Source organism: Vibrio sp. MEBiC08052, assembly GCF_001506075.1.
GTDB lineage: Bacteria > Pseudomonadota > Gammaproteobacteria > Enterobacterales > Vibrionaceae > Vibrio.
Map to the genome: position 1 here is coordinate 2,374,422 of NZ_KQ947475.1, position 25,350 is coordinate 2,399,771.

A 25,350-nucleotide genomic window follows, 5' to 3' on the forward strand; every position below is an offset into this window, starting at 1 on the left:
TCATTCAGAGCCTATCTGCAAAACATTCTTCAACATACTGACACACATCTCATACGGTACAGTGTCTTTCATGCCTTGTTGCAGGTACATATCAATCTTCGGTTTGAGGGTAAATGCCTGATCAATCGCCGGATCAGAACCAGGTTTATACGCGCCAATCGATACAAGATCTTGATTTTTACGACATATAGACAGGACCTGCCGCACCGCTTTTGACATCAGTTGATGTTCATCGGTCGTGATTTGAGGCATCACCCGACTCACCGATTTTTCCACATCAATCGCAGGGTAATGACCGGCATCCGCCAGTTCCCGGGACAAAACAATATGGCCATCGAGAATAGCTCTGGATGCATCGGCAATCGGGTCTTGAAGATCATCCCCTTCCGTCAACACGGTAAAAAATGCGGTGATCGACCCCTGACCGTCACTACCGTTCCCTGCACGCTCAACCAGCGCTGGCAGTTTAGCAAAGACCGAAGGCGGATATCCTTTTGTTGCCGGTGGTTCACCGACCGAAAGTGCAATTTCCCGTTGTGCCTGAGCAAAGCGAGTCAAAGAATCCATCAGTAATAAGACATCCAACCCTTGATCACGAAAATACTCGGCAATGGTCAGCGCAGTCTGACACCCTTTTAGACGCATCAGCGGTGACGCATCAGCCGGTGCGGCAACAACGACCGCACGTTGACGGCCATCGATACCTAAAATTTCATCAATAAATTCTTTAACTTCTCGTCCACGTTCACCAATGAGGCCGACCACAACAACTTGAGCCGTCGTTCCGCGAGTCATCATCCCCAATGTCACGGACTTACCCACACCAGAACCGGCAAAAAGCCCGATACGCTGTCCCTTACCGACCGTCAATAATCCATTGACTGATTTCAGGCCGACATCCAGCGGTTCAGAGATTGGTTTGCGGGCAAGGGGGTTAATCGCGACAGATTGAAAAGAAGCTTTATGCTCAGTATAAATCGGTCCTTTGCCATCCAGCGGCATCCCGACCCCATCAATAACTCTTCCCAGCAGTTCCATACCGACGGGGACACCGGTATCACCGTGAACCGGTGTCACTTTCGCACCGGGTAAAATGCCTGAAACTTGTTCACTCGGCATTAAATAAAGATGAGCCCCGGAGAAACCGACAACCTCCGCTTCAATCTCGCCACTCATCGTTTCAACTTTACACAGACTTCCGATCGGTGCTTTACATCCGGTAGCTTCCAGAGTCAGGCCGACCACTCGTACGAGACGGCCTGAGGCTATGGGACGTGATGACAGTCCTTGAGTTTTGTATTGTGCAAAACGCTCTTCTAACGCTAACACGCATCACCACCATGTCGGTTTGCTTCACAGAAACTTTTCAGCGTGGTTCGGATTCGCTCTTCAATCCGGTAGCTGACACTCGATTCGCCGGCTTCAATCTCAACATCGCCGCGATTGAGAGATGGCTCACTCACTAAAGTCCAATGTCGAAAATCAAGGTCTTCTTCGCCGTAAGAGTGACGAATAACCTCAACATCTTCCGGATTGAGTTTCAGTGTAATGTCATGGCCGGTAATGGGCAGCGACTCAACTGAGGATTTCACCGTGTCCAGTATCACCTGAGGATTCATCTGCACTTCAACCCGAACCACTTCTCTTACCAAAGCAAGCACCATATCGACCAGTTGACGTTCAACCTGTGCATTCATCAGTGCGAGGGGCTGGGCGAATTGATTAGCTAAATTGACAAAACTGGCAACATGTTCATCGATGATTTCCTGACCGGCCGCCAAACCTTCATTTTGTCCGGTTGCTTGTCCTTCCTGATGCCCCGCCTGATAGCCTTCTTCTTTACCTTTATCGTAACCTTGTCTGAAACCGGCTTCTTGACCCTGATGCAAGCCTTCTTGATAAGCACCTTGACGAATCAGTTCGATTTCTTCTTCAGTCAGTTCAAGTGGTGCTTCTTCTACCGAGCGTTCCGTATCCGGAATCCATCCCGGATCGTATTTCAGCGCAGTGTCTTTTGCTTGACCATGAGTCTCAGTCGTGTAATCGGGTAGCCCCCACACTTTGGCACGCTCAACATCAGTATCCATTCCCGGACGCAAGAATCCGCGTTTTCTGTCTGACATCGTGACTCCTTAAAACCATCGATCAGAGGAATTCATCAGCACCACCTGACAACATGATTTCACCGTTGTCAGCCATTCTGCGGGCAATCGCCAGAATTTCTTTCTGCGCAGCTTCCACATCTGAAACTTTGATTGGCGGCATCGCTTCAAGATCATCTTTGAGCATTTCGGCAGCACGTTTAGACATATTTTTGAAGATTTTCTCTTTCAGGGTGTCATCCGCACCTTTCAGAGCCTTCTGCAAGACATCCTGTGGCACATCCCGCAACAGTTTCTGGATACCCTGATCATCAACTTCAGCAAGGTTTTCAAAGACAAACATCAGATCCTGAATTTGTGTTGCCAGATCTTCATCCTGATCACGCATTTGCTCCATCAGGATACCTTCAACGTTATTATCGAGGTAGTTCATAATATCGGCAGCAGCTTTCAGACCACCAATTTTCGCAGCTTGTGCCCCGGCTTGCCCGGCAAACTGTTTCTCCATAATTTCGTTCAACTCTGCCAGTGCTGATGGCTGTACTTCTTCCAGATTGGCAATCCGCATCATCAAGTCCAGTCGATCCCGTTCAGCAAATTGAGCCAAAATCTCAGCCGACTGGTCCGGTTCCAGATAAGACAAAACAATCGTCTGGATCTGCGGGTGTTCATTAACGATGATGCTGGCGACCTGACGGGGATCCATCCATTTCAAAGAGTCCAGACCTTTTGAACCGGTTCCCAGCAGAATTTGATCCACCAAGTTATTGGCTTTGTCTTCTCCTAAAGCCGCGATCAAGGCATTACGCATAAAGTCTTCGCTGCCCATCCCGATATTGGTGTATTTCTGAATGTCTTCCAAAAATGCCCGATGCACAGCACTTACTTTCCCCTGACTCAATTCACTGGAACGAGCCATCGCACTACCAACGCGCTGAACCTGCTTCGGCTCCAGATGACGAATGATACCGGCAGCATCTTCTTCATTCAGACTCAACAAGAGGATTGCAGCTTTTTCATCGCCACTAATTGATGCAACATCAATTTCTTGAGGGATCAGATCACTGCCCTTTTCTTTCTCATCAGCCATCGTTCATCATCCAATTTTTCACAACCTGAGCAGCGAGTTCCGGCTCATTGGCAACCAGAGCCCGTACCGCTTTCAGTACGTCTTCGTCTTTATGTAAATTCGGCAGGTCAATCGTCGAACCGAACTCGAACAGATCACCGGCTTCAATATCTTCACCAATCAGGCTGGTTTCACCATCTGCACCAATCGGTAGTCCATCTGGGCCATAAAGCTGATCTTCATCTGCACTTGCCGGATTGATAAGTTTTTTCATTGCCGGACGAACCAGTACCAGAATCACGACAACGATAACCAATGCACTTGCAAGCCAGCGAACCCAATCACCAAAGTTCGGGTTTTCCCAAATCGGTACATCAGCGAGCTGTTCCACTTCAGGCTTGGCAAATTGCATACTTAAGACATTCAGTAAATCACCTCGTTGTTCATTATAGCCAATCGCACCGATCAGTACCTGACGCACAGCCTTCAACTGACTGTCAGACAGCGGCTTATAGGTAACTTCACCCGTATCGGGATTGACGACTTCACGATCTTTAATCGCAACGGACACCGTCTGACGATTAATCACACCGGTCTGTTTCCGCTCATGACTCACGGTCGTGTTCAATTCGTAATTACGCGTTGCTTCTTTATGAACCGACCCTTGACCTAAGGTCGAACCATCTTTCATCTGGGCGACATCTTCCGGAATCGAAGAGTCTGCCGGAGGTTGATTGCTCAGCGCGCCGGGAACACCCGCGACAACATTTGCGTTGTTGTAATCTTCAAGCGTGTATTCGCTTCGGGTGGATGGTTTTTGCGGATCGAACTGACGACTGGTTTGCTCAATGGCACTAAAATCCATTTCGACATCTACCTGCGCAGTATATTGACCCAGTCCGAGAATCGGGATCAGTACTGAATCAATTTTATCTTTGAGGGCCTGTTCTTGCTTACGTTCTAATTCCTGCTCTTTACGGCGTGCGGTTGACACCGGATCGGCAGACCCGGAGTTGAGCAAACGCCCATGTTGGTCGGTAACGGTAATACGGGTCGTTTTCATCCCCGGAACCGCACTGGCAACCATATCGACAATCGAATCGATTTCTTCCTGTTTCAGATTTGCACCCGTTCTCAGCGTCAAAAAAACCGACGCGGAAGCTTCTTGATTTTGACGGACAAACACACTCGATTTAGGCATCGCGAGTAATACGCGCGCTTTTCTCACCTGATTCATGGCTTCAATCGCTTTGGCTAACTGGCGCTCACGGCTCAGTTTTAACCGTTCGATTTCAAGACGCTGTGATACCCCAAAGCCCATATCCTGAAGCAGGATATCATCACCGGCCTGTTTATCCTGATTCAAACCAGCCCGGGCTAAATCCAGTTTGAGTCCGCTGTATTCAGTGACCGGAACCAAAATCGTATTACCATCGAGTTTGTACTCTTTCTTGCTTTGATCGAGATAATCCAGAATCGGAATCAATTCCTCGGTGTCGTAGGCACCCAGTGGACGCATTTCCGGCTCTTTGACCCAGAAAAACAGCATCATAATCAAAGCGACACAAATGGAGATAGAAAGAACGAGAACAACCTGACGAATCAGGTCTAAATCACCGACGGCAAAATCGAAACGAGATGAGCTTTTCTCATCTAAATCAGGATCCTGATGCTCAACGGGCAAATCCGTGTCTGCGGAAAGTGCACCGCCGTCGCTTAAAGTCAGGTCTGTCGATTGGTTATCTTCGGCCACGTTACTTACCTACAATACTTCAAAATTGATACCGAAACGTCACCGTTAAACCGGCATGTTCATCAGTTCTTTATAAGCGTCAACAAGCTTATTCCGAACCTGTACCGTCGCATCAAATGCAACACTTGCTTTATTTCTGGCGATCATCACGTCAGACAAGGATACACCTTCATCTCCCCGATCAAACCGAGTTTGCAGATTACTGGATGTTTGTTGGAGTCCATTAACATTATTAATCGCTTTGTTGAGCAGGTCGCCAAAGTCAGCACTCACCGACTGTCCGGTTGGTGCCATCAGCTTACCGCTGGCTTCCTGTATCATTGACTGCATTTCAGTCTGTAATCCATCTAGTCTCATAAGTCCCCCTGCCTGATAGCCAATTCTTTGACTCGTATATACGTTGCTTATCTCTTATCCAGCAATTAGTGTGCCATTTGATAAATAACATTTACCCCGGAATATCAATCCCTGCGTCTCGCATCTTCGCCAGCTTATAGCGCAAGGTTCTCGGACTGATACCGAGGCGCTCAGCCATCTCTTTCCGTCGCCCCTTACAGGCAATCAGAGTTTCCAGAATAATAGAATATTCTTGATCCCGAAGCTCTCCGCCCAAATCAGAAATACTGGATTGATGTCTGTTTATCTCACTGTGAGCCACAGTTTTGACAGTCGGTGGTTCAACCGGTTGTGATGTTGAAAGCGGCCGATCATTTTCAACCAATTTTTGAAAACTGCCGGCATCTTTCCAATCGACCCCTTCTAAGAGGATATGTTCTTCACCGATATTGCCATTCTCACTCAAAATCAAGGCTCTCTGAATGACATTATCTAATTCACGAACATTACCGGGCCACGGATAAGACAGTAGTTTTTCAACGGCCGATGGAGCGATCCGGGGCATCGCGATGCCAAGCTTTTTACAGTGACGCTCAACCAGATGTTTCGCCAAAGGTTCGATGTCAGCCTGACGCTCTCGCAGCGCCGGCCATGAAATTGGGAACACATTCAGACGGTAGTATAAATCTTCGCGAAATTCACCTTCCTGAACATAGCTTTTTAAATCCCGGTTACTGGTCGCAAGCACTCGGACATCCAACTGAATACTTTTACGGCTTCCCAGACGTTCTACTTCTCTTTCCTGCAGCACTCGTAGTAACTTCGCCTGAAGGTTCAAATCCATTTCACTGATTTCATCGAGCAGAATTGTCCCGCCCTGTGCCTGTTCAAATTTACCGGGACAAGCTTGGATTGCTCCGGTGAAAGCCCCTTTCTCATAACCAAACAGGGTCGCTTCCAGCATGTTGTCCGGAATCGCAGCACAATTGATCGCGATAAAAGGACCATCTTTACGCAACGAAGCGTTGTGAATATAGCGAGACATCACTTCTTTCCCGGAACCACTCGGTCCCAGAATCATGACATTTGCGTCGGTTTTAGCGACTTTCTCCGCTAAAGCCAGTAATTTCACACTTTTCTCATCAGCAACAACCGCATCACCATTGTCATCAGATTTTACCGGTGCATAACGGCTGACCATATTGAGCAACACTTCAGGCGCAAATGGTTTAGCCATATAATCGATGGCACCTTCTTTCATCGCTGCAACGGCGTCTTCAATATTGGCATACGCAGTCATGAGTAATACCGGGAGATTCGGCCAATGCTGTTTGATGTTTCTTAACAGTGCCAACCCCCCCATACCAGCCATTTGCACATCAGAGACAACAATATCGACCCCCTCTGACTTTAGCTTCACCAACGCCTCTTCGGCACAATCAGCTTCGACCCATTCATAGCCTGCCAGAGCTAAGGTATCCACCAATGCCTCACGCAAACCTTCATCATCTTCAACAATTAATACTTTGCTCTGAGCCATGATTACTCTCCTGTCTCTGAATTCTTATGAGAAACCGTCCGCTCCAGAGGAAGACACATCGTGAAACATGCGCCATCCCCCTCTTCAGAAATCAAATCTAGATGCCCATCGTGTGCACGACAAACCATCTGAACAACCGCGAGCCCTAACCCCGTCCCCTGAGAACGCGTGGTAAAAAAAGGCTCCATAATTTTATTTTGCATTGCTGCAGGAATTCCCGGCCCGTTGTCCTGTACAGAAATCTTCAACATGTTCTGAACCGGCCGGAAGAACACATCAATTTGGGCACCTTTACCCGTATTCTGAATTGCATTCATCACCAAATTACTCAACGCTGAAGCAATTGCATTTGGATTTCCCAGCAAAGAAGTCTCCGGATGTTCGATTTCCTGTCCATAGTCGATCTGATGGCTTTGTATCGCAGTTTCGACCATCGGATAAAATTCCCGAACTAACTCATCAAGTGTAAAGGGCTTAACGACTTTATTATCGCCCCCTTTAGCGAACAGCAGCATATCATTGACCTGTTTATCCAGATCATGCAACCGATCCATCAATTTCGTTTGAAAACGTTCACGCGTAGCAGCCGGTAACTGAGGCGCAGCAAGATTTGACGCGTATAGCATAGCACTAGATAAAGGTGTGCGAACTTGATGTGCCAATGAAGCGACCATTCGACCCAGTGAAGAAAGCCGCTGTAAATCACTCACTCGAGCCTGAAGCAAGCGAGTTTCGGTTAAATCGGTAATGAGAATCAGCTGACCGGTTGACGATGCTGAAATTGCTAACCGCACTTTTCTGCCATTGCGCAGCGAAATTTCGTGTCCATCGTCTTCTTTGGGTGCAAAAGCCGACTGAATCACCGCGTACCAACGCTCACCAACCAATGGAATTTCCAGCAGCCGAACTGCCTCAGGGTTTGCCTCACGCACAATTCCCTGCGTATCCAACAAAATAACGCCGGCAGGCATGACATCCAGAACCTGTTTGTATCGTTCAACCTGATCTTCTATCGAATCGAGATGAGAAAGCTGTTGCGCCTGAGATTCTTGCATATTCGTTTTCTGTTCTGTAAAAACAACAATAGCCTGAAAAGCAAAAAGCGTTCCAGACTATTTTCTTTATAAAATTCAAATAATTACATCAACAGAAAAAATATGATGACAATATATTGACTTTTTTCTGACGTTTAACGGTTCATATTATACTTTTTCATTTTTTCAACAAGCGTCGTTCTGCGCATCCCTAACATGTCTGCAGCACGAGCAACCACACCATCTTGAGCGTCTAAAGCCTGATTAATCAGATTCACTTCAAGGTCTGCCAATAACTCTTTTAGATTGACACCTTCAGGGGGCAAGGATTGAGGCGCATTGACATGGTTCATCAAATCTTGCTCAATATCACTCAGTTGGAAATCTTCAGCAAAAATGTCTGCCAGAACATCCCGTTCCTGCTCTTCGATACTACTGTAACGGCTGGCCTCCGGTTGGAATTCCGGAATATCGCTATAGCGATATTTAGTTGGTAAGTGATTAACATCAATCAAACTATTTGGAAAAAGAATGATCATCCGTTCAACTAAATTCGCTAATTCCCGAACATTTCCCGGCCAATCATGTTCCATCAGCGACTGGATCGCTCGCGGAGTAAAACAGATGGGTGAAGCGCCTTCGGATTCCATGCGCGTCAGCAGTTCCTGAATTAGCAAAGGAATGTCGTCTTTACGCTCTTTCAACGCAGGCATTTCAATCGGAAAAACATTCAACCGGTAATAAAGATCTTCGCGGAACAATTCCTTATCGATCATCGATTCCAGATTGCGATGCGTTGCAGCAATCACACGAACATTTACTTTAATCGTGGAATTACCGCCAACCCGTTCAAAACAGCGTTCTTGCAGCACACGCAACAACTTCACCTGCATGGCCATTGGCATATCACCAATCTCATCCAGAAATAATGTTCCGCCTTCTGCCAGTTCAAATCGTCCTTTCCGCGCGGTGAGTGCACCGGTAAATGCACCTTTTTCATGGCCGAAAAGTTCACTTTCCAATAAATCGGCAGGGATCGCACCGCAGTTAATCGGCACGAAAGGTCCGTTACGTCGCGGTGAATGATAATGAACATTTCGTGCAACCACTTCTTTCCCCGTTCCAGATTCACCGAGAATCAGCACATTGGCATCTGTTCCTGAGACTTGCTCAATCAAATGACGGACTTCCTGAACACCAGAACTCTGCCCGACCAAGCTTCGGAACAGGGTTGTTTTACGACTGGTGGTGAATACAGAAATACCCTTGCGCCCCAGAAAATCCTTACAATGCCTCAGAGCTTCAGCCAATTGAGGGTAATTGAGCGGAAAATCAAGTTCGCCAACATAATTGGAGAATGCTTCCAGAGAGTAAGGCTGTTGATCCATCATCAACAGTGGGATATGACTGATATCCTGTAATCGCGTCTGCACCGTCTCCGACAGACGTCCACGTTGCAATGAACCGAACAGACAACCAGCCCATACATCAGACCAATCAATCTGTTCAAACTGAGACGATTCGATTACCTCGCAAGGTTCACCGACAAAATCCAAAATAATACTGATTTGCTGACGAATTGCAGGATTATCCTCAATCACGAGCAGTTTCGCTAAACCTTGCATAGGTAAGTATATTTGCCTTCATCCATTAGGTTATTGTTACTGTTGAATTTCTATGTTGACCCTATGAGATATTGTGTACTCAATCTCCAGATAAACATAGACAAAAATTCAAACCACCAGCAACAAAAAAGCCACTAATCTATAGTGATAGTGGCCTCTATTCTATTGAATTCAAAAAATATGGCAATACGAAGGCGCCACTCAATCGTCGATTGAGTGAGATGCTTCCAATAAAACCTACACACCCACTTCAGACGAAGTGAGATGATGATACTCTGAAGGAATCTGATCCCAAGCCGATTTTATTTCTCGAATAATATCAATCACATCATCGAGCAGTTCTGGTTCATTGAGATGATTTGCCTGTGTGATCTGAGTAATCACAAATTCGTAAAGCTGGTCCAGATTTCTGGCAATATCCCCACCATCTTCCATCGACAAACAACTCCGTAGACTGATGATGATGTCTAAGGCTTTACCTAAACGCTCACCTTTGACAGGAATATTTCCTTGCATCATCGCTGCTTTGCCCTGTATCAGTCGCTCAATCGCGCCGGCCATCAGCATCTGTACGACTTTATGTGGTGAGGCAGCACTGAGCTGGCTGTCCACTGATACTTTTTTGTAAGCCTGTAAAGAACCACGCATAGTCTTCCTCTTTCATAAGAACTTCTTGTACTGCTGAACAGATTTATTCCCATATCGGTATTTTTTCAGTGAATGACCGATACCTGATGTTTTCAGTTGCATCTCTTCAACAAGTCGTTGGGTACGTTCGATTGCACACAGCCACGGTTCTGAACGCGAGAACTGTTGATTTTCTGACGCTTCCTGAACCAATACCTGCAATATCTGATCCCTTTTATCGACTAATAAGTGAATAACTTCAGTGTTTATTTCTTCTTCCTGAAGCTGCTCACTAATTTCGTGATCAAGATCACTTAATTGATTCAGATGCTTATCCATTTGACGAACCTAACGCATTCATCATCCCTGACAGCTGGCTTTGCATTTTACTTGTGGCATCCTGCATCGCCAGAAATTTATCATGAGTACGCTGTTCTAATGTATTCATCCGGCGATCCAGTGCCTCTTGGTCACCGTCCAAGCGACGATTCTGTTCAACCATACTCTTTTCCCGGGTACGCAGAGAACCCGTGACACCAGTCATCCCCTGAATCGCATCTTCAACTCTTTTGGCAAAACCATCTTGGCCACCAAAAAACTCACCGAGTTTATTAAAATTGTTGTTCAGTTGCCGAGTCAGCATATCTTCATTGATTTCCAATGTTCCTTGCCGAGTCGTTGTAATACCAAACTCCGTCAGTGTTTTTAAATTTTCGGGGGCCGGCTTGATCTGAGAAGAAAAGACCCGTTTCAGCCGAGAGTCCGCATTACGGACAACACTGTCCCCCGCGAGTGGTCCAGCGTCTCCCGTCTTTGGATCAACATTTGATAACTCTTTCGACAACTGATAAAACTGATTGTATGCATCGACGAATTTGTGGATATCATCTTTGACCGTATCCCTGTCATACTCAATATCAATTTCCGCTGGCGGCTGATCGGCCTTCGTTTTTCCTTTGATCTTTAAATCAACACCATCAATCGCATTTTCAATAATGTTATTATTGCTTGAAAGGGTGGCAACCCCATCCAACATGACTTTGGCATCCTGAGCAGACTGAACTTCTGACATCCCCTGATAGGCATCAAACGCATTCTGAGCAGCTTGCAGTTCAGACTGAACTTTTTCTACTTTTTCAATATAAGCACGCTCTTCAGGTGACAATTTCGCGCGTTCCTGAGCTTTCGCTTCCTCTGGTGTCATTTGACCGGAGCGAACAGCGGCTTCAATGTCTGCTTCTTCCTGCGCTAACTTTTCTTGTAGTTTCGCTTTTGCTTCTTTAGGTGTGACATAGGAATCATATAATGTTCCCGATGCAGTATTTGACCACCCGGGGACATCTGTTGACTTATCGAGGGCACTTTGATCCAGCTCCGGTTGCGGCTCCTGATAAGAGTCCAACAACGTCCCGGACGCTGTCTCTGACCATCCGGGAATACGGTCTTCAGGGCGAACATAGTCTTGTGCTTTTTTCGCAGCCTCTGCAGCAGCACTAGCTGCTGAATCAGATAGTTCATCTGCCGTAGCAGCATCAGGTTGCGCTTTTTCAGCGGCTTGGCGAATCTCATCTGCGACAGATTGATCGACCGCTCTGGCGGCCGTTTCTAATTTTTCTGCAACTTTCCCTGCAATTTTTTGCTGTTCTGGTGTGAGAGGCGTAATGAGTTGTTGCGCCTGAGAACGTGCTTTTTCTAAATCCTTAACCCGTTGCTCCAGCGTTTTATATTCCAGTTTTTTTAAGCTGCTTCCGTTGGGCGCATCCGCACCTATTTGGATTTTATTATCCTGACCGGATTGATTTGAAGCAATAATGAGGCGAGGCCCGTCAATATCATTGATTACCGAGGCCCGAACCCCGGGATTTCCCTTCGCGGCATTAATGCCGTTCACGACATCCTTCAGGCGCGAATCCGATTGAATATCAACGGTAAAACGACGGTTGCCGAGTGAAATATGCAGCTTACCCGGCCCAAATTTCTCATCTTCCGCAAAAACGTTAGATGCAACTTTATGACTTTGGGCAAGCTGCAACACATCGATAGCGTATCTTCCTGCTATGGCATCCGTTGTCGCTGTCGCTGAGACGACATTCTCATTGGTCGTATCAACTTTTCGCAATGCAAACGCTTTATCCTGGCGAAAATTTACCATCAGCGTTTTCATTGTATCCAACGACTCTCTGAGTCGGCCGTAGGCACTAATACTGGCATTATTCTGTGTCCGCTGATTATCGATCCGTTGCTGCTTGGGAACACGCTCCGAATCGACAATCTTACGGACCATGGAATTAATATCCATGCCAGAATTCATCCCTAACGGGCCCAGACTCATCCAATCACCTCAAAATAACGTTACACTTTGGTCATCAAAAGACCAGATCGATGATCTTGATCTCTGGCCAAGCGTCGCAAGACAACAAGTATCTCTTCTTCCGGAATCTGACGAATTACATCACCGGTATCGGCTTCGTAAATCGTCACCACATCACGTCCGGACTCTTCATCAACTCGAAACGACAACCCTTTATTGAGTGAAGAAACAAATTCATGCATCTGCTCCATCACTCTGGCTCGCTGTTCTTCGTTAATCCGCTTCCGCTCTTTCGACAGCTTTTCCACTGTTTGAGAGGAATCCGCTTGCCGCTCTTTCATCTCTTCGGCAAGTTTGTCCATACGTTCTGCGTCTTTATTCACAGAAACACTTCTTGCACTATTACTGTCATTTTCTGAAGCAATTTTAGTGCCATTTTGTGAGCCGTAAGGCTGGATGTTCGATGTGTAGGATGAAACTTCCATAACAATCTCCCTTCCACCTCATTGGGTTCAAATCATCAGACTACTTTGACCCCAAGCTCAAAATAGTCCGTCGATTACCCCAATAGACTAAGAGCTGCAGATGGAGCCTGCTTCGCCTGCGCCAGTACCGAGGTACTTGCCTGCTGCAGAATTTGCGACTTGGTCATCTGCGTTGTTTCTTTTGCATAGTCAGTATCTTTAATCCGACTCCGTGATGCATTCACGTTTTCGTTAATATTCTCAAGGTTACTGATTGCATGTCCGAAGCGGTTTTGGAAAGCCCCCAAAGAAGCTCGCTGACTATCAACCGATTTCAGCGCACCGTCAATGACAGCAACGGCCAGTTGAGAACCACCGACAGTCGAGACATCAACACTCTGAACGGTCATATCCTGACCTTCACCAAAACCGATTTCAGATCCCAGTCCACCACCGATGGTGACATCGCCAGTCACTTTTTGTGAAGAAGCAAATAACTGTAATTTACCATCGTCTCCGACAGAAGCCTGAATGTCACCATTCTGCCCATTAATGTAAGTTGCGACCTCTTCCAGATCATCGCCGGCTTTCGCATTAATCGTCAAATCCTGAGCTTCACCTTCTTTGTTAGTATAACTCAAGGTGAGATCGGTTGCGTTAGAGACCGTCCAGTCTGGCGATTTTCCTTCTTGCGCAACATATGCCCGACCACCCATGTCTTTCGTGTCGGTACGCATATTACCCATAGTCAAAGATACGGCTTCACCGGAATCAGCACCGATCTGAAAAGATTTGCTACCAAATGTACCATTGAGGAGTTTATTTCCCCCAAATGATGTCGTTTCAGCGATACGGTTCAGTTCATCATTTAATGCTGAAACTTCTTCCTGAATCGCCTTACGTTCCGAACTCGAGTTGGAACCATTCGAAGATTGCAGAGACAGGTCCCGCATCCGCTGCAAGATGGATGTGGTCTCAGTCATCGCACCTTCAGCAGTTTGTGCAATTGAGATACCATCATTCGCATTTCTCACCGCCATGTCTAACCCGCGACTTTGCGAGGTTAAGCGATTCGAAATTTGCAATCCTGCGGCATCATCTTTCGCACTGTTAATACGATAACCGGAAGACAGTCGCTCCATTGATTTCTGAGCGCTATCCGCAGCGCTATTCAAATAACGCTGCGCGGTCATACCCGAGATATTGGTATTTACACTAATTGGCATATTGATCTCCTTTAACGGATAGTTGATGTGCTGCTGTGTCTCTCACCTCACTTTCACACATCTCATTTCTCTCTATCTGTTAACGGCTAGGGATCTATATCCTTTAGAATATTTTTAATTTTTTTTATTCAATCGGCCCATCGTGAAAAAAAACGTGAATTACTTCAAAATTTATTGTCTGAATGACACCTTTCAATACAAAAAAATCCAGCCGAAGCTGGATTTTTAAACAAGGTCTGTCTTGTGGTAGATGGCTTATCCAAGCAGGCTTAATGCTGAGTTTGGTGCTTGTTTGGCCTGTGCCAGAATCGAACTTGATGCCTGACCCAGAATCTGAGACTTGGTCAATGCAGTTGTTTCTTTGGCAAAGTCGGTATCTTTGATTCGACTCTTCGATGCATTGACATTCTCATTGATGTTATCCAAGTTACTGATTGCATGGTTAAATCTGTTCTGGAATGCACCCAATTCAGCACGGTGACTATCAACATACTTTAATGCTGAGTCAATGATAGCAACCGACTGTTGTGCACCACCGACAGAAGTTACATCAATGGTATCGACGGTCACATCTTTACCTTCGCCGATCCCTAACTCACCCGCTAATGCACCACCGAATGAAACGGCACCATCAACTTTGTTATTGCCAGCAAAGATTTGGAGTTTACCATCTTGATCGACCGACGCTTTAATAGCATCTGTCTGACCATTGATGTAGGTTGCAAGTTCTTCAATATCATCACCGGCTTTGGCAGAGATAGAAATATTTTGCTCTTGCCCATCTTTATCTACCAGATTGATCTGGAGATCATTCTGCCCTGCCTGAACTGTCCAGTTTTTATCCTTACCATTTTCTGCAATATAACTGGTACCACCCATCTGTTGATTATCGCTGCGCATATCTCTCAGGTTCAGCATGACGGCTTCACCATTATCAGCACCAATCTGGAAGGATTTTGTTTGGAAAGTACCGTTTAAGAGCTTATTACCACCAAACGAGGTTGTTTCCGCAATCCGATTCAGTTCATCATTCAGTGCTGTGACTTCTTCTTGAATCGCTTTGCGCTCTGATTTAGAGTTCGAACCATTCGAAGACTGGAGTGACAAGTCACGCATCCGTTGCAGAATGTTGGTGGTTTCGTTCATTGCCCCTTCAGCGGTTTGAGCAATAGAGATACCATCATTCGCGTTGCGTACAGCGACATCTAAGCCGCGACTTTGTACATTCAAGCGATTAGAAATTTGCAGGCCCGCGGCATCATCTTTCGCACTATTAATTTTAAAGCCTGATGATAAACGTTCCATTGATGTATTCTGAGCTTGTGTTGCAGAATTCAGGTAACGCTGTGCGGTCATTGCTGATACGTTTGTGTTTACATTCACTGCCATGATGACTTCTCCAATTGATTTTCCGATGTTTCCGGTTTCCGACGTCTCGGAAAACCAAGTAGCTCTCTCAAAGTTACTTTTATTAACGACGCGGATGGGAAAACCTTAAGGATTTTTTTTATTTTTTTTCGACAAAAAGTCCAATTGCGCAAGGAGTGAGCACTCGATCAAATTCATGGCACTTTTTGCTAAAGATGCGCTCAATCCGGACGATAAGAAGCGTTTTTCTTTTCTTTGCAACTGCTCCTCAACAACCTTAGAACCGTGACATTGATATGCTGTTTTATAGCTTTTGAGACTTTTTTTGCTGCCCACCCCCATTTCCATTCAATACGAGAGAACAACAGAGGTGAGGGAGACATATTGAACAAGTCAGGGAAGTCAACCATCGGACTCACCCCGAATCACTCGGCTTATATGCTCATTTGATATGATGTGAGTGGCAAAGTCATTCACAATATAAAGGACAGCGATTCACCAGAGGAATATGATTCGTCTGTTTTACCTCCAGAGGCTGTGCGTTGCTGCAAAACAGTGAACCCAGAACGTGATATGCCACATTATCTCAGGACTTTTTTATCTTAATACGATCTATCTTAGTAAGTATAAGGCCATATTGGGCTGTTTTTTGGCCTGTGCCAAAATTGACATGCTGACCCGTTGCAAGATCTGTTGCTTCATACTTTGGGTTGCTTCCCGGGCATAATCCGTATCACGAATGCGGCTTCTGGAAGCAGCCACATTCTCATGAATATTGTCTAAATTCATAATTGCATGTCCGAAGCGATTCTGAAATGCGCCCAGTTCAGCCCGGTTTTTATCGACAAACGATAAAGCGGTATCCAAGACGGAAACGGCACGTTGAGCGCCACCAACCTGAGTAATATCGAGATTATCGACTGATTCGTAGCCCATCACATCAATTTGCAGGTCACTGGCGAGTGAGCCACTGAAATCAATTGTGCCAGAGGTCTCTTTGCCAGCCATAAATATCTGCAGTTGTCCCTGTTCATTCACCGAAGCTGAGACTTGATCCGTCTGCCCGTTGATATAAGTGGCTAACTGCTCAATATCGTCACCCGCTTTGGCTTCAATATCAATCTGTTGATCTGCACCTTGTGCATCCTTAAAGCGCATCGTGAACTGATTTTGATCGGATTGAACACGCCAGTTCGATGACTTTGCTTTCTTGCGGGCAAGATAGCTAAATCCGCCCATATCGAGCGTATCCGTACGCATATTACCCAGTGAAAGTTGTACCGCTTCTCCGGCACTCGCACCGATCTGAAAAGATGAGGTGCCGAAAGTTCCGTTCAATAACTTTCTGCCACCAAAAGATGTGGTCTCCGCAATACGGTTCAATTCATCATTTAAGGCGACATATTCTTCTTGCAAAGCCTGCCGATCCGCTTGGGAATTCGAACCATTGGCCGATTGTAGCGCCAAATCACGCATCCGCTGTAAGAGCGATGTACTTTCCTGCATGGCTCCTTCTGCGGTCTGCATCATAGAAATACCATCATTCGCATTTCTCACCGCAACATCCAACCCGCTCATTTGGGTTCCCAAGCGATTCGATATCTGCAAACCAGCCGCATCATCCCTTGCATGATTGATACGATAACCCGAAGATAAACGCTCCATCGCTTGCATCCAAGCACTATTTGCCTGATTGACATAATGCTGAGCCAGTAATGCCGATATATTGGTATTGACTGTAATTGCCATAATTTCACCTAAAATCACTCAGGATTTTCCCCCTATCGGTGTTTTCAGCGATATCTTTAGCGAAAAAAACCGAGCACTCAGGCTCGGTCACATTATGTACAGCTGTTATGAGATGAATTTTATAATAATGAACGGTTATCGAATGGTCAGTGCTTGTAACATTCCAACTGACGGTGCGAAGAAGTAAGCACCGGTTACCGCTTGTGTAAAGCGGAGCATTTGATCCGTTTTACCGTCACGTTCACCATACATACTGTCCAGCATCACTTGGAAGTTATGCAGGGTCTGGCAGTATGCAATGAAGAGTAAGCCATGATCACCACTTACCGTCCCATACGGCAAGCTATGTCTGAGGATCTTTAGTCCTTGGCCATTTTCTTTCAGATCGACACGCCCGACATGAGATGCGGCCGGCACATCATCCAGTTCAACCGAATCGTCTTTGGTTCTGCCGATAACTTTTTCCTGAGCTGCAATATTCAATCTTTCCCATGCCGGTAATCGGTGAACAAAGCGCTGCAACATCACATAGCTACCACCGGCAAATTCACCATCGTGGATCAAGGCTACTTCCTGACGTCGTTCATCTTTCGGGTTTTCAGTGCCATCAATGAACCCAGTCATATCCCGTGCATCCAGATAACGATATCCGTAGGTTTCATCAATAATGTCCACCCACTCAGAGATACCACTCATCAATTGGCGCAACACATAAAACAGCAGATCATGACGCTGACCATGCACATGAATCAAAACATCGACGTCGGTGGCCGGTGCACTGATATCACCACGACCTAACGGCGTAAAATCCACCAGCTCAGGTGGTAAAGCCGCATCAAGTTGTTTCCAGAATTGATGACTGAATGCGATGGAGAGAGACAGATCAGCTCCGGGCTGAGATGCATTCAGCGTGTCGATCAAATCAGGTAAAGATTGTAGCTGCCGCAATACCGATGCCGCCTCTTGCTTCACTTTAAAGATGACATACAGCGCAAATGGTCCGGGCTCTGGCAAAATTGCAGTTTGAGGATAAGACATAAAAGATCCCTGATGTGTAGTTGTCATGGTGCACATCATACTCCGTCGTGCGTGAAGAACAAACTGCTAACTTTACCATTCACACAGGCGCATCTGTCTTATAAAAACAGTCTTACAAATAACGCTGCTGTAATAACGTCAACGCAAAATAATAGCCATCCGGCCCCATCCAGTAATTAATAAGATTCTCGACGCTATGACTGGTATTGGTTGCGCCAGTCAGACCATCAATAGTGAAGCGGTCTTGGTTGCTTTCATGAGGTGCAACCACCCGGAATCGCGCCTGACCATCCGCAACTATCTGTTTTCCCTGAAACTGAGCAAGCCACTGCGCATTGGTCATAATCTTGCCACCCAGCGCGGGAGTCTCACCATGTTCATAAAAGCGGATCCGATGGATCGACAAAGTCTTAAGATCTAAAGACAGATATCCTTTCAATATCGACAGATATCCCTTGCCTTCAATCGGTACTATCAACTGTTTCCCGATGTCTTGGGACGCATTGTCTGCGACGATATATACCATCACCGATTGGTCACGGCTCGTCAAATGGGCAAGATTTTTGTCAGCATCCAGTGTCTGCCGGACCAGCGTATGATTTTTCACACTTTCCCGATAACGCGCAATCGCGTCCGGTTCATCCGTGAGTGTCTGACTTGCCATATTCAGCAAGACGGGGTGAAAGTATTTCTTGAGTAGACTGGCGGTACTATCGTGAACCGTGCCGAGGCCGGCAACATCCAGCAATGTCCGTTTCTCATCACGATGAATGATTTTATTGTGCTGCGCTTTTAATGGCGATGCCACGGACGCTTTCTGCCCGGATTCAGCGTGATTTTCAGCATCAAAACAACCACCGAGGAACATAACTCCCGGTAGCATCATCAGTGAGAGTAGAGATTGATATTTCATCTTGAACCATTACATCCTGATAGCAAAAACAGTGAAACAAAAATTAACGGAAAGTAAGAGCGAACACATCAGCTTACTGAACGAACAGACGTACGTTAGCGAATTGACATTGGCACAACCCTTGCGATAACTGTCACCGGGCCTTGATTAGTATGCAGAATCAGGCTCACCAGCTCTCCCATTTGCAGCGGCTGGGTGAATCCCATCAGCATGATGTGTGAGGTATTCGGCGTTAAAGCAAGTTTCTGATGTGCAGCAACCGTAATCTGATCCACCGGATGCATCTCACGCTTGCCGCTTTGATAGGTTGTGGTATGCAACATAATATGTTGAAAGCGTTGACTGGTGACCTCACGAATCATGAGCGGCTGCTCTGAACGGTTATAAATCGTCATTTTTGACCCGGTGCTACTGGCATGGCGTTGCGGCATGAATATTTGGGCTTTACCGACTTCAATGTTTTCGGCTGAGGTTGCCGCAAATGTCACACTGGTAACCACCATGAAGATGAAGATCCCCGCCGCACGCCGCCATGAAAAGTTCGTCACTGTTTTGTCCTATTCCTGAATCAAATTCACGTAATGATCGAGATCCATCCCGGATGAGTAACCCAGATGAATTATCTTCAGCACACCGTGGCGATCAATAAAAAAAGTCGTGGGGGTAGCAATGACCTGATAACGTTCCTGAGTAATCCCAAGCTGATCGAGCCCGAGAGGCAATGTCACACCCAACTGCGCCGCAAAATCAGTGAGGTTTTCAGGGTGTGGCTCAATTCCGACACCGATAAACTGCATTTTTCCCGGGTGGTCATCTGCGTATTTTTGCCACGCTTTCATCATCACCAGACATGCCCCGCAGGTGGATGACCAAAACTCAACAACCACCGGTTTACCGCGCACCTGTTGCAATGTCATCTGCTGCTCATGCGCATTCATCACAGCTAAATCAGGGGCCGGTGCGCCAACGGCCAGAACCTGTTCTTCTTTACAACCGCTGAGAATCGCAAGCACAAGCATCAGGGTACTGATACCAATCTGCTTAATGACCATCGATGCGTTCCTCACCGATATATTTGCCATGTTGCAGGCGAATGATCCGGTCAGTATAACGGCCTAAATCCGGATTATGCGTCACCATAATAATGGTGCGGTTCTGTTGATGCAGCCGCTGGAAAATTTCCAGAACAATCCGCTCATTTGCTTCATCCAGATTGCCGGTCGGCTCATCGGCAAATAATATCGGACACTCATTCACCAACGCCCGGGCAATACAGACCCGCTGTTGCTCCCCTCCCGATAACTGGCTGGGTAAGTGATTGATTCGCGCCTCAAGGCCAACCTCTGCCAGCACTTTTTTGGCAGCATCGATATCCGTAACACTATGGTAGTGTTGAGCCAGCATAACGTTTTCCAAAGCCGTCAAATAAGGGATCAGATGGAATTGCTGGAACAACAAGCCAATTTTTTCAGCACGAAACGCCCGACGACCATCTTCATCAAGGCTCGCAGCATTATGCCCATCGAGAATGACTTGCCCTTCTGTCGCGGTGTCAAGACAACTCAGAATATTCATCAATGTGGTTTTACCCGACCCCGATGCGCCCATAATGGCCACGAATTCTCCCCGGCGGATGGAGAGATTGATATTATCCAACGCACTCACATGCTCAAAACGCTTACACAATCCCTTGGTTTCAATGACAAATTCAGACACATTACTCTCCTTTCAACACTTTCGCCGGATCAACTTTCATTGCGCGTAAAGTCGGGATGATGGCAGCCGCCAGAGCAGCACAAATCGATAAAATCGTCGTGATAATAAAGACCGGCAAACGCAGATCAATAGACGCACTAAACACCGTTTGCCCAAGAATTTGAGCAAGGATATAACCGACACCTAAGCCGATGACAATTGCTGCAATAGTCATCAACAATGTTTCGGACAAAATCTGACGGGTAATCGCTTGATGTGATGCTCCCAGTGCTTTTTGCAACGCAAACTCATGGCGGCGTTCACCAATCATTGCTGTCAGTGTCGTATTCACACACAAGGTAGAAAGTATCAGAATCACCACTGCAACCACCCCCATCAGCAGTTTGATTTTATTGAGCACTTTGCCTTCAGAAGCAGAGACTTTCAGAATCGGACGAATCGTGAGGTTCGGGTAACGCGCTTTCAGACGGTCGGCATACTGGTTCACCTGCCCCTGAGCGTTATCGATACTAAACATGGCGTAATTGGCCTGATCGGGTTGGTTTAGCCATTTCTGTAGCATCGAGATATTGACGATCAAATAGTTATCTTCATCCGCACCGGCATCGATAATGCCTTTAATGGTAAAGGTATGACGGGTATCCCCCTGAATGATACTCAGTTGAGAACCCACTTTCACTTCCAGCTTTTTCGCCAGATTGGCCCCAATCATTGCATTGCGTTGGTCAAAAGAGACGCCTATCCATTCCCCCTGAACCTGCCAATACGGCACCAGCTTTTTCAGTTGGGAAAAATCGACGCCCATAGCTACCACTTTTTCTAAATCTGATTGCACCACACCATACAGATACGGGCTGGATGCCACTAAATGTGCTTTGGGTGCCAAATCAAGCATTGCGCGGTAATCCTGAGTCGATAACGTCGCAGATTCGGCATCAGGACCGACATAAAAATTCGCCCCGTAATTGCGCAGCTCATGACTCATTTTTTGGTTGATATCGAAATAGACCCCGGCCATCGCGGTCACAATTGCCGCGCCCATCGTCAGCGCAGCGAGCACCACTACCACCCGACGCAGACGGAGTTTCAGTGAACGAATAACCAGCAGGCTTTGCATCGAATGTTTATTGACGGCCATACAAAACCTCAATCGGATAAAGAGCTGCGATTCGTCGGGAAGGGAAATACGTCCCGCACACGGTCATGATGACCGAGATAACCAGAATCAGCGGAATGATAATCCAGTGAAAATGGATAAACGATCCAAACAGGGCATAGCCCATGATTTTCGATAATCCCCATCCGGCAGCACACCCCAGAATTCCGCCCAGTAAGCCACACACGATAGATTCTGCATAAAATAGCAAGTACACCTGCCAATTATGGGCACCGAGGGATTTCATCAAACCAATCTCTTTCGAACGCTGTAAAATTGCATTGGTCATGAGAGATGCTATTCCCATCGATGCGGCAATAAATGCGGCTAATGTCACCATGAACAATAAACTCTGAATTTTACGGATGACGATGCCTTCCGATGCAGCGACCTGCCAGACAGGGCGCACCGCAGCATTACTTAACGCTTTTTCTAACTGGTAAGAAATGGAAGAAACAAATGCGGTACAGAACCATAAGTCATATTCATCTGAATCTAACGATTCCAGATTTTCCCGCGCTTTTTTCGACAACGCATTTTCAGGCACCGTCAACGCAGAGACCTTAATACTTTCAACTCGCCCTTCCAGTCCGAGCAATGTCTGCCCGATATGTAGCGGCACAACCACGGCCTCTTCCTCACCACTCCCATTGGTCAAAATACCAGTGATGGTGACCTGTTGATGATGTTGCTTACCGGACAACGTCAGCTGATCACCAATGTGCCAGCCCATCCGGCTGGCAAGCGCTGTTCCGACCAATGCCTGCGGCTTGCTATCATCCGGCCACTGTCCCTGCACTTTCCAATACTGAGAAATAATTTTGTTACCGGTGTGATAATCCGGTTCATCCGGGACGGCAAGGTGCTGATCAAAGAAAGTCCCGACAATGGCGACCTTACTCTGCCCGTGATTGATGGTCACGCTCCCACGAACATAGGGGGCAAACCCGATGATATTATTACGCCAGAAGATATCCTTAATATTGGGTAATTCCGACGTCAGTAACAAGCTATCTTTATCCATATCAGTCAGCGCATTTTTCAACATATAAGGCAGATTCACCTGACCTTCCGGTGTAATTTCGATGTTGGCACCATAGCGTTTCATCTCCACCGACATCTTGTCACCGATCGTAATCGAGATAGCCAATAACGCTGAAATAAGTCCCGCCGCCAGAAAAATAGTGGTTGTTGCCAGCACTTTTCGGCCACGGTCATGACGCCATGACTGACGAAGCATTGTCCATAGCATTATTGCGCCCCTCCTATCGCGGAACTCTGATGAACGTTCCCTTGATGAACCGCACTTTGACGAACATAGTCCCAAGGGTTATCACGGAATGCATCATAAGAGTCCTGCTCAGTAAAGAAATAGGTTTTCCCGCCAAAGGTATAACTAAACGGTGCATCCAGATTGGTCAGTGACTGGCCGTTGACCGGATCAACCACGGTAATTTTCACCACCTCGCTAAAATACTGGAGACCCGATTCGAGCATTGCTTTGCCGATGACGATTTCATTGTTTGTCAACGACCATTTTTCAATCGGAATCGGATTACATCCTCCCGGATTACCAATCGACGGAATAAAAATATGCACGCCACAGGCCAGACAGATCACCTGATCACCATCCTGAATATACCCGGCATCACCACACAACATGCAGGCATCCAGTACCACACCAAACTTCATTTCACCGGGATAGCGATCAATGATGAAAAAGCGCACTACTTTGCCGTCACTGGCAATCCACTGATAACGATGTAACTTGCCGTCTTTCAGGGTATCGGTAATCGGAATATGGACCGCATCATCCGCAGATAACTCAATCGTCTGTGCCGGTGAACGTGTCGGCGGCTGGGATGCCACGGCATCCCAATACAGTAGACTGCAAAAAATCATCACCAAACTGACAGCAAAACTTGTCACCCGGCGACGTTGAATATTCAGTCGGGCCTGAAGTTTACGTCTTTCAATCGGCTGCGGCTGCGTTTTCACCGCATCTTTCAACGGTTTCACATCACACCACGCCATCATACTCAGCGGAATCAGGCTCAGCGCCAGCACACAATAAGCATATAACCAGAAGAAATTGGTCACTTTTGAAACGTAGCTCAACAACCCCGGATACAGATCGATCATCTGCAACTTCATACCCGCCAATATCACCTCTCCGGAGAGCGGTAAAATTGCCAGCAGGATGAAGATAAAAAAGAGGCTATTTTTTAAAATACGCGAGCGCTGTTCGAACATTTTACCGGTGAAAAAGTGGGTAAAACCAATCAAAACAAACCCGAATATCAATGCAGAGGCATTCAGGATCAGTTCGGTATTAATCACACTGGTCGCGGTCATCATGTCCAGTTTGGCAATCCGGGCCCACATAAATGCTGCCAGCGCCGTCACAATCGCCTGCCAGACTAACAAGAATCGGCTTGGCCGCATGCTCAGTAATCCGTAACCCAATAACAGCAGATAGATGACGATATAGGCACAACCAATCGAGAAAATGTAGACCTGACTGTAAGGTAACAACGTATAAGCACAAACCCCAATGACAATGGGCAGTACAAACCACCAGAACCTTTGCTTATACGACGTATTTGCACCCGACCAAAGCAAGCCGAACATCATCGCGGGGAGAAGAAAGTGGGAAAGAACCTGAGAAAGATAAAAACTCATATCTGCTCACATGATAAAATTTTTCAGGTGGCTTTAACCAAGTGCAAAGCCACCTTTTTATGAGTCCCTAACTTGGGGGAGATTTAATTCAGACCGACATATTTAAATTTGTAAGTCACATCGAAAGGTTTGTACCAACGACCTACGCCAGTTTCCTCATCGGTGTGACGCAGCAGGCCACCTTTCGATGGTGGTTCAATATGGAAAGAAAGCTCATAGTTACCGACACCAAGCATTTTCACGTTGGAACCGTAATGTGGACCATCCGAGGCAATCATCGGCATAAATGTCCCCTGCTGAGTCTTGCCTGTATCGAGATTTTTCATTTTGTAACTGATGGTCAGATACGGAATCCATTCACCGGCCGCAAAGCCATTTTTATTGCCTTTCAGTGCATGGATATCAGCTTCAAGGTGAACATCAGCCTGAGAAGCCGCCATCATCATGCCTTGGGGTTCCATCGTCACTGGTTCCAGATAAACAGCAGCCAGTTCCATACCGTTCATTTCAACGGTATCGCCTGCCGGATGTTCACCGGCAATCGCTGCAAAGCCAAATGTCATTGCTGAAATCGCAACCGGGATTAAAAGCTTATTCGTCATGAAAATTATTCCTTCAATAAAAAGTTGTCACAGATTGAG

General features: G+C 46.5%; 25 protein-coding genes. All 25 read right to left on the reverse strand.

The features are described 5' to 3' along the window. Window positions 1-1,329, reverse strand: a complete 1,329-nt coding sequence (gene fliI / locus VRK_RS10375) for a flagellar protein export ATPase FliI (protein WP_059121297.1) — start codon at window positions 1,327-1,329, stop codon at window positions 1-3. Further along, window positions 1,323-2,123, reverse strand: coding sequence for a flagellar assembly protein FliH (gene fliH, locus VRK_RS10380; protein ID WP_059121298.1), 801 nt, complete (start codon window positions 2,121-2,123; stop codon window positions 1,323-1,325). Before fliH ends, fliI begins: the two co-directional genes overlap by 7 nt. Before the next feature lie 22 nt (window positions 2,124-2,145). Next, on the reverse strand, window positions 2,146-3,192 hold the full coding sequence (fliG, locus tag VRK_RS10385; protein ID WP_059121299.1) for a flagellar motor switch protein FliG: 1,047 nt from the start codon (window positions 3,190-3,192) through the stop codon (window positions 2,146-2,148). After that, complete coding sequence (fliF, locus tag VRK_RS10390; protein ID WP_059121300.1) at window positions 3,185-4,924, reverse strand: flagellar basal-body MS-ring/collar protein FliF; 1,740 nt, start codon at window positions 4,922-4,924, stop codon at window positions 3,185-3,187. The genes fliG and fliF overlap by 8 nt, the downstream gene beginning before the upstream one ends. Window positions 4,925-4,969: 45 nt before the next feature. Further along, window positions 4,970-5,281 carry a flagellar hook-basal body complex protein FliE gene (fliE, locus tag VRK_RS10395; RefSeq protein WP_059121301.1) on the reverse strand — a complete coding sequence of 104 codons (312 nt, stop codon included), beginning with the start codon at window positions 5,279-5,281 and terminating at the stop codon, window positions 4,970-4,972. A 91-nt stretch (window positions 5,282-5,372) separates the two neighbouring features. Continuing rightward, on the reverse strand, window positions 5,373-6,800 hold the full coding sequence (locus VRK_RS10400; protein ID WP_059121302.1) for a sigma-54-dependent transcriptional regulator: 1,428 nt from the start codon (window positions 6,798-6,800) through the stop codon (window positions 5,373-5,375). Between the two features lie 2 nt (window positions 6,801-6,802). Then, complete coding sequence (locus VRK_RS10405) at window positions 6,803-7,855, reverse strand: sensor histidine kinase (RefSeq protein ID WP_059121303.1); 1,053 nt, start codon at window positions 7,853-7,855, stop codon at window positions 6,803-6,805. Window positions 7,856-7,989: 134 nt separating this feature from the next. Beyond that, the gene (locus tag VRK_RS10410; protein ID WP_059121304.1) at window positions 7,990-9,459 is read right to left on the reverse strand and encodes a sigma-54 dependent transcriptional regulator; all 1,470 of its coding nucleotides are present in this window, start codon (window positions 9,457-9,459) and stop codon (window positions 7,990-7,992) included. A 237-nt stretch (window positions 9,460-9,696) separates the two neighbouring features. Next, window positions 9,697-10,107, reverse strand: coding sequence for a flagellar export chaperone FliS (gene fliS / locus VRK_RS10415; RefSeq protein ID WP_059121305.1), 411 nt, complete (start codon window positions 10,105-10,107; stop codon window positions 9,697-9,699). A gap of 12 nt (window positions 10,108-10,119) precedes the next feature. Beyond that, window positions 10,120-10,425: a hypothetical protein gene (locus tag VRK_RS10420; RefSeq protein WP_059121306.1), complete on the reverse strand. Its 306-nt coding sequence runs from the start codon at window positions 10,423-10,425 to the stop codon at window positions 10,120-10,122. Further along, on the reverse strand, window positions 10,418-12,418 hold the full coding sequence (gene fliD / locus VRK_RS10425; RefSeq protein ID WP_059121307.1) for a flagellar filament capping protein FliD: 2,001 nt from the start codon (window positions 12,416-12,418) through the stop codon (window positions 10,418-10,420). The genes VRK_RS10420 and fliD overlap by 8 nt, the downstream gene beginning before the upstream one ends. Window positions 12,419-12,438: 20 nt before the next feature. Continuing rightward, window positions 12,439-12,882, reverse strand: coding sequence for a flagellar protein FlaG (gene flaG / locus VRK_RS10430; protein ID WP_059121308.1), 444 nt, complete (start codon window positions 12,880-12,882; stop codon window positions 12,439-12,441). Between the two features lie 74 nt (window positions 12,883-12,956). Beyond that, entirely contained in the window at window positions 12,957-14,087 is a 1,131-nt protein-coding gene (locus VRK_RS10435) for a flagellin (protein WP_059121309.1), read from the reverse strand. 255 nt (window positions 14,088-14,342) lie between these two features. After that, window positions 14,343-15,476: a flagellin gene (locus VRK_RS10440; RefSeq protein ID WP_059121310.1), complete on the reverse strand. Its 1,134-nt coding sequence runs from the start codon at window positions 15,474-15,476 to the stop codon at window positions 14,343-14,345. A gap of 105 nt (window positions 15,477-15,581) precedes the next feature. Then, window positions 15,582-15,791 carry a hypothetical protein gene (locus VRK_RS10445; protein ID WP_157371899.1) on the reverse strand — a complete coding sequence of 70 codons (210 nt, stop codon included), beginning with the start codon at window positions 15,789-15,791 and terminating at the stop codon, window positions 15,582-15,584. A 276-nt stretch (window positions 15,792-16,067) separates the two neighbouring features. Next, a complete protein-coding gene (locus VRK_RS10450) occupies window positions 16,068-17,204 on the reverse strand; it encodes a flagellin (RefSeq protein ID WP_059121312.1) in 1,137 nt (378 codons plus the stop codon). Window positions 17,205-17,339: 135 nt separating this feature from the next. Beyond that, entirely contained in the window at window positions 17,340-18,242 is a 903-nt protein-coding gene (locus VRK_RS10455) for a Dyp-type peroxidase (protein ID WP_059121313.1), read from the reverse strand. Window positions 18,243-18,354: 112 nt separating this feature from the next. Next, window positions 18,355-19,155, reverse strand: a complete 801-nt coding sequence (locus VRK_RS10460) for an FMN-binding protein (RefSeq protein ID WP_059121314.1) — start codon at window positions 19,153-19,155, stop codon at window positions 18,355-18,357. 95 nt (window positions 19,156-19,250) lie between these two features. Then, window positions 19,251-19,703, reverse strand: coding sequence for a copper chaperone PCu(A)C (locus VRK_RS10465; RefSeq protein ID WP_059121315.1), 453 nt, complete (start codon window positions 19,701-19,703; stop codon window positions 19,251-19,253). A gap of 9 nt (window positions 19,704-19,712) precedes the next feature. After that, window positions 19,713-20,207, reverse strand: coding sequence for a TlpA family protein disulfide reductase (locus VRK_RS10470; RefSeq protein WP_059121316.1), 495 nt, complete (start codon window positions 20,205-20,207; stop codon window positions 19,713-19,715). Next, window positions 20,197-20,871: an ABC transporter ATP-binding protein gene (locus VRK_RS10475; RefSeq protein ID WP_059121317.1), complete on the reverse strand. Its 675-nt coding sequence runs from the start codon at window positions 20,869-20,871 to the stop codon at window positions 20,197-20,199. Before VRK_RS10475 ends, VRK_RS10470 begins: the two co-directional genes overlap by 11 nt. 1 nt (window position 20,872) lies before the next feature. After that, window positions 20,873-22,009: an ABC transporter permease gene (locus VRK_RS10480; protein ID WP_059121318.1), complete on the reverse strand. Its 1,137-nt coding sequence runs from the start codon at window positions 22,007-22,009 to the stop codon at window positions 20,873-20,875. Continuing rightward, on the reverse strand, window positions 21,996-23,279 hold the full coding sequence (locus VRK_RS10485; protein ID WP_059121319.1) for an ABC transporter permease: 1,284 nt from the start codon (window positions 23,277-23,279) through the stop codon (window positions 21,996-21,998). Before VRK_RS10485 ends, VRK_RS10480 begins: the two co-directional genes overlap by 14 nt. Beyond that, window positions 23,279-24,709 carry a Fe-S-containing protein gene (locus tag VRK_RS10490; protein WP_082671368.1) on the reverse strand — a complete coding sequence of 477 codons (1,431 nt, stop codon included), beginning with the start codon at window positions 24,707-24,709 and terminating at the stop codon, window positions 23,279-23,281. Before VRK_RS10490 ends, VRK_RS10485 begins: the two co-directional genes overlap by 1 nt. Before the next feature lie 83 nt (window positions 24,710-24,792). Then, the gene (locus tag VRK_RS10495; protein WP_059121320.1) at window positions 24,793-25,311 is read right to left on the reverse strand and encodes an iron transporter; all 519 of its coding nucleotides are present in this window, start codon (window positions 25,309-25,311) and stop codon (window positions 24,793-24,795) included. Window positions 25,312-25,350 lie beyond the last annotated feature (39 nt).

Excerpts from the sequence above, each read along its gene's own strand:
- fliH (WP_059121298.1), bottom strand. The coding sequence starts at position 2,123 with ATGTCAGACAGAAAACGCGGATTCTTGCGTCCGGGAATGGATACTGAT.
- fliG (WP_059121299.1), bottom strand. The coding sequence starts at position 3,192 with ATGGCTGATGAGAAAGAAAAGGGCAGTGATCTGATCCCTCAAGAAATT.
- fliE (WP_059121301.1), bottom strand. The coding sequence starts at position 5,281 with ATGAGACTAGATGGATTACAGACTGAAATGCAGTCAATGATACAGGAA.
- VRK_RS10400 (WP_059121302.1), bottom strand. The coding sequence starts at position 6,800 with ATGGCTCAGAGCAAAGTATTAATTGTTGAAGATGATGAAGGTTTGCGT.
- VRK_RS10405 (WP_059121303.1), bottom strand. The coding sequence starts at position 7,855 with ATGCAAGAATCTCAGGCGCAACAGCTTTCTCATCTCGATTCGATAGAA.
- VRK_RS10410 (WP_059121304.1), bottom strand. The coding sequence starts at position 9,459 with ATGCAAGGTTTAGCGAAACTGCTCGTGATTGAGGATAATCCTGCAATT.
- fliS (WP_059121305.1), bottom strand. The coding sequence starts at position 10,107 with ATGCGTGGTTCTTTACAGGCTTACAAAAAAGTATCAGTGGACAGCCAG.
- VRK_RS10420 (WP_059121306.1), bottom strand. The coding sequence starts at position 10,425 with ATGGATAAGCATCTGAATCAATTAAGTGATCTTGATCACGAAATTAGT.
- fliD (WP_059121307.1), bottom strand. The coding sequence starts at position 12,418 with ATGAGTCTGGGCCCGTTAGGGATGAATTCTGGCATGGATATTAATTCC.
- flaG (WP_059121308.1), bottom strand. The coding sequence starts at position 12,882 with ATGGAAGTTTCATCCTACACATCGAACATCCAGCCTTACGGCTCACAA.
- VRK_RS10435 (WP_059121309.1), bottom strand. The coding sequence starts at position 14,087 with ATGCCAATTAGTGTAAATACCAATATCTCGGGTATGACCGCGCAGCGT.
- VRK_RS10440 (WP_059121310.1), bottom strand. The coding sequence starts at position 15,476 with ATGGCAGTGAATGTAAACACAAACGTATCAGCAATGACCGCACAGCGT.
- VRK_RS10450 (WP_059121312.1), bottom strand. The coding sequence starts at position 17,204 with ATGGCAATTACAGTCAATACCAATATATCGGCATTACTGGCTCAGCAT.
- VRK_RS10455 (WP_059121313.1), bottom strand. The coding sequence starts at position 18,242 with ATGTCTTATCCTCAAACTGCAATTTTGCCAGAGCCCGGACCATTTGCG.
- VRK_RS10460 (WP_059121314.1), bottom strand. The coding sequence starts at position 19,155 with ATGAAATATCAATCTCTACTCTCACTGATGATGCTACCGGGAGTTATG.
- VRK_RS10470 (WP_059121316.1), bottom strand. The coding sequence starts at position 20,207 with ATGGTCATTAAGCAGATTGGTATCAGTACCCTGATGCTTGTGCTTGCG.
- VRK_RS10480 (WP_059121318.1), bottom strand. The coding sequence starts at position 22,009 with ATGGCCGTCAATAAACATTCGATGCAAAGCCTGCTGGTTATTCGTTCA.
- VRK_RS10485 (WP_059121319.1), bottom strand. The coding sequence starts at position 23,279 with ATGCTATGGACAATGCTTCGTCAGTCATGGCGTCATGACCGTGGCCGA.
- VRK_RS10490 (WP_082671368.1), bottom strand. The coding sequence starts at position 24,709 with ATGAGTTTTTATCTTTCTCAGGTTCTTTCCCACTTTCTTCTCCCCGCG.
- VRK_RS10495 (WP_059121320.1), bottom strand. The coding sequence starts at position 25,311 with ATGACGAATAAGCTTTTAATCCCGGTTGCGATTTCAGCAATGACATTT.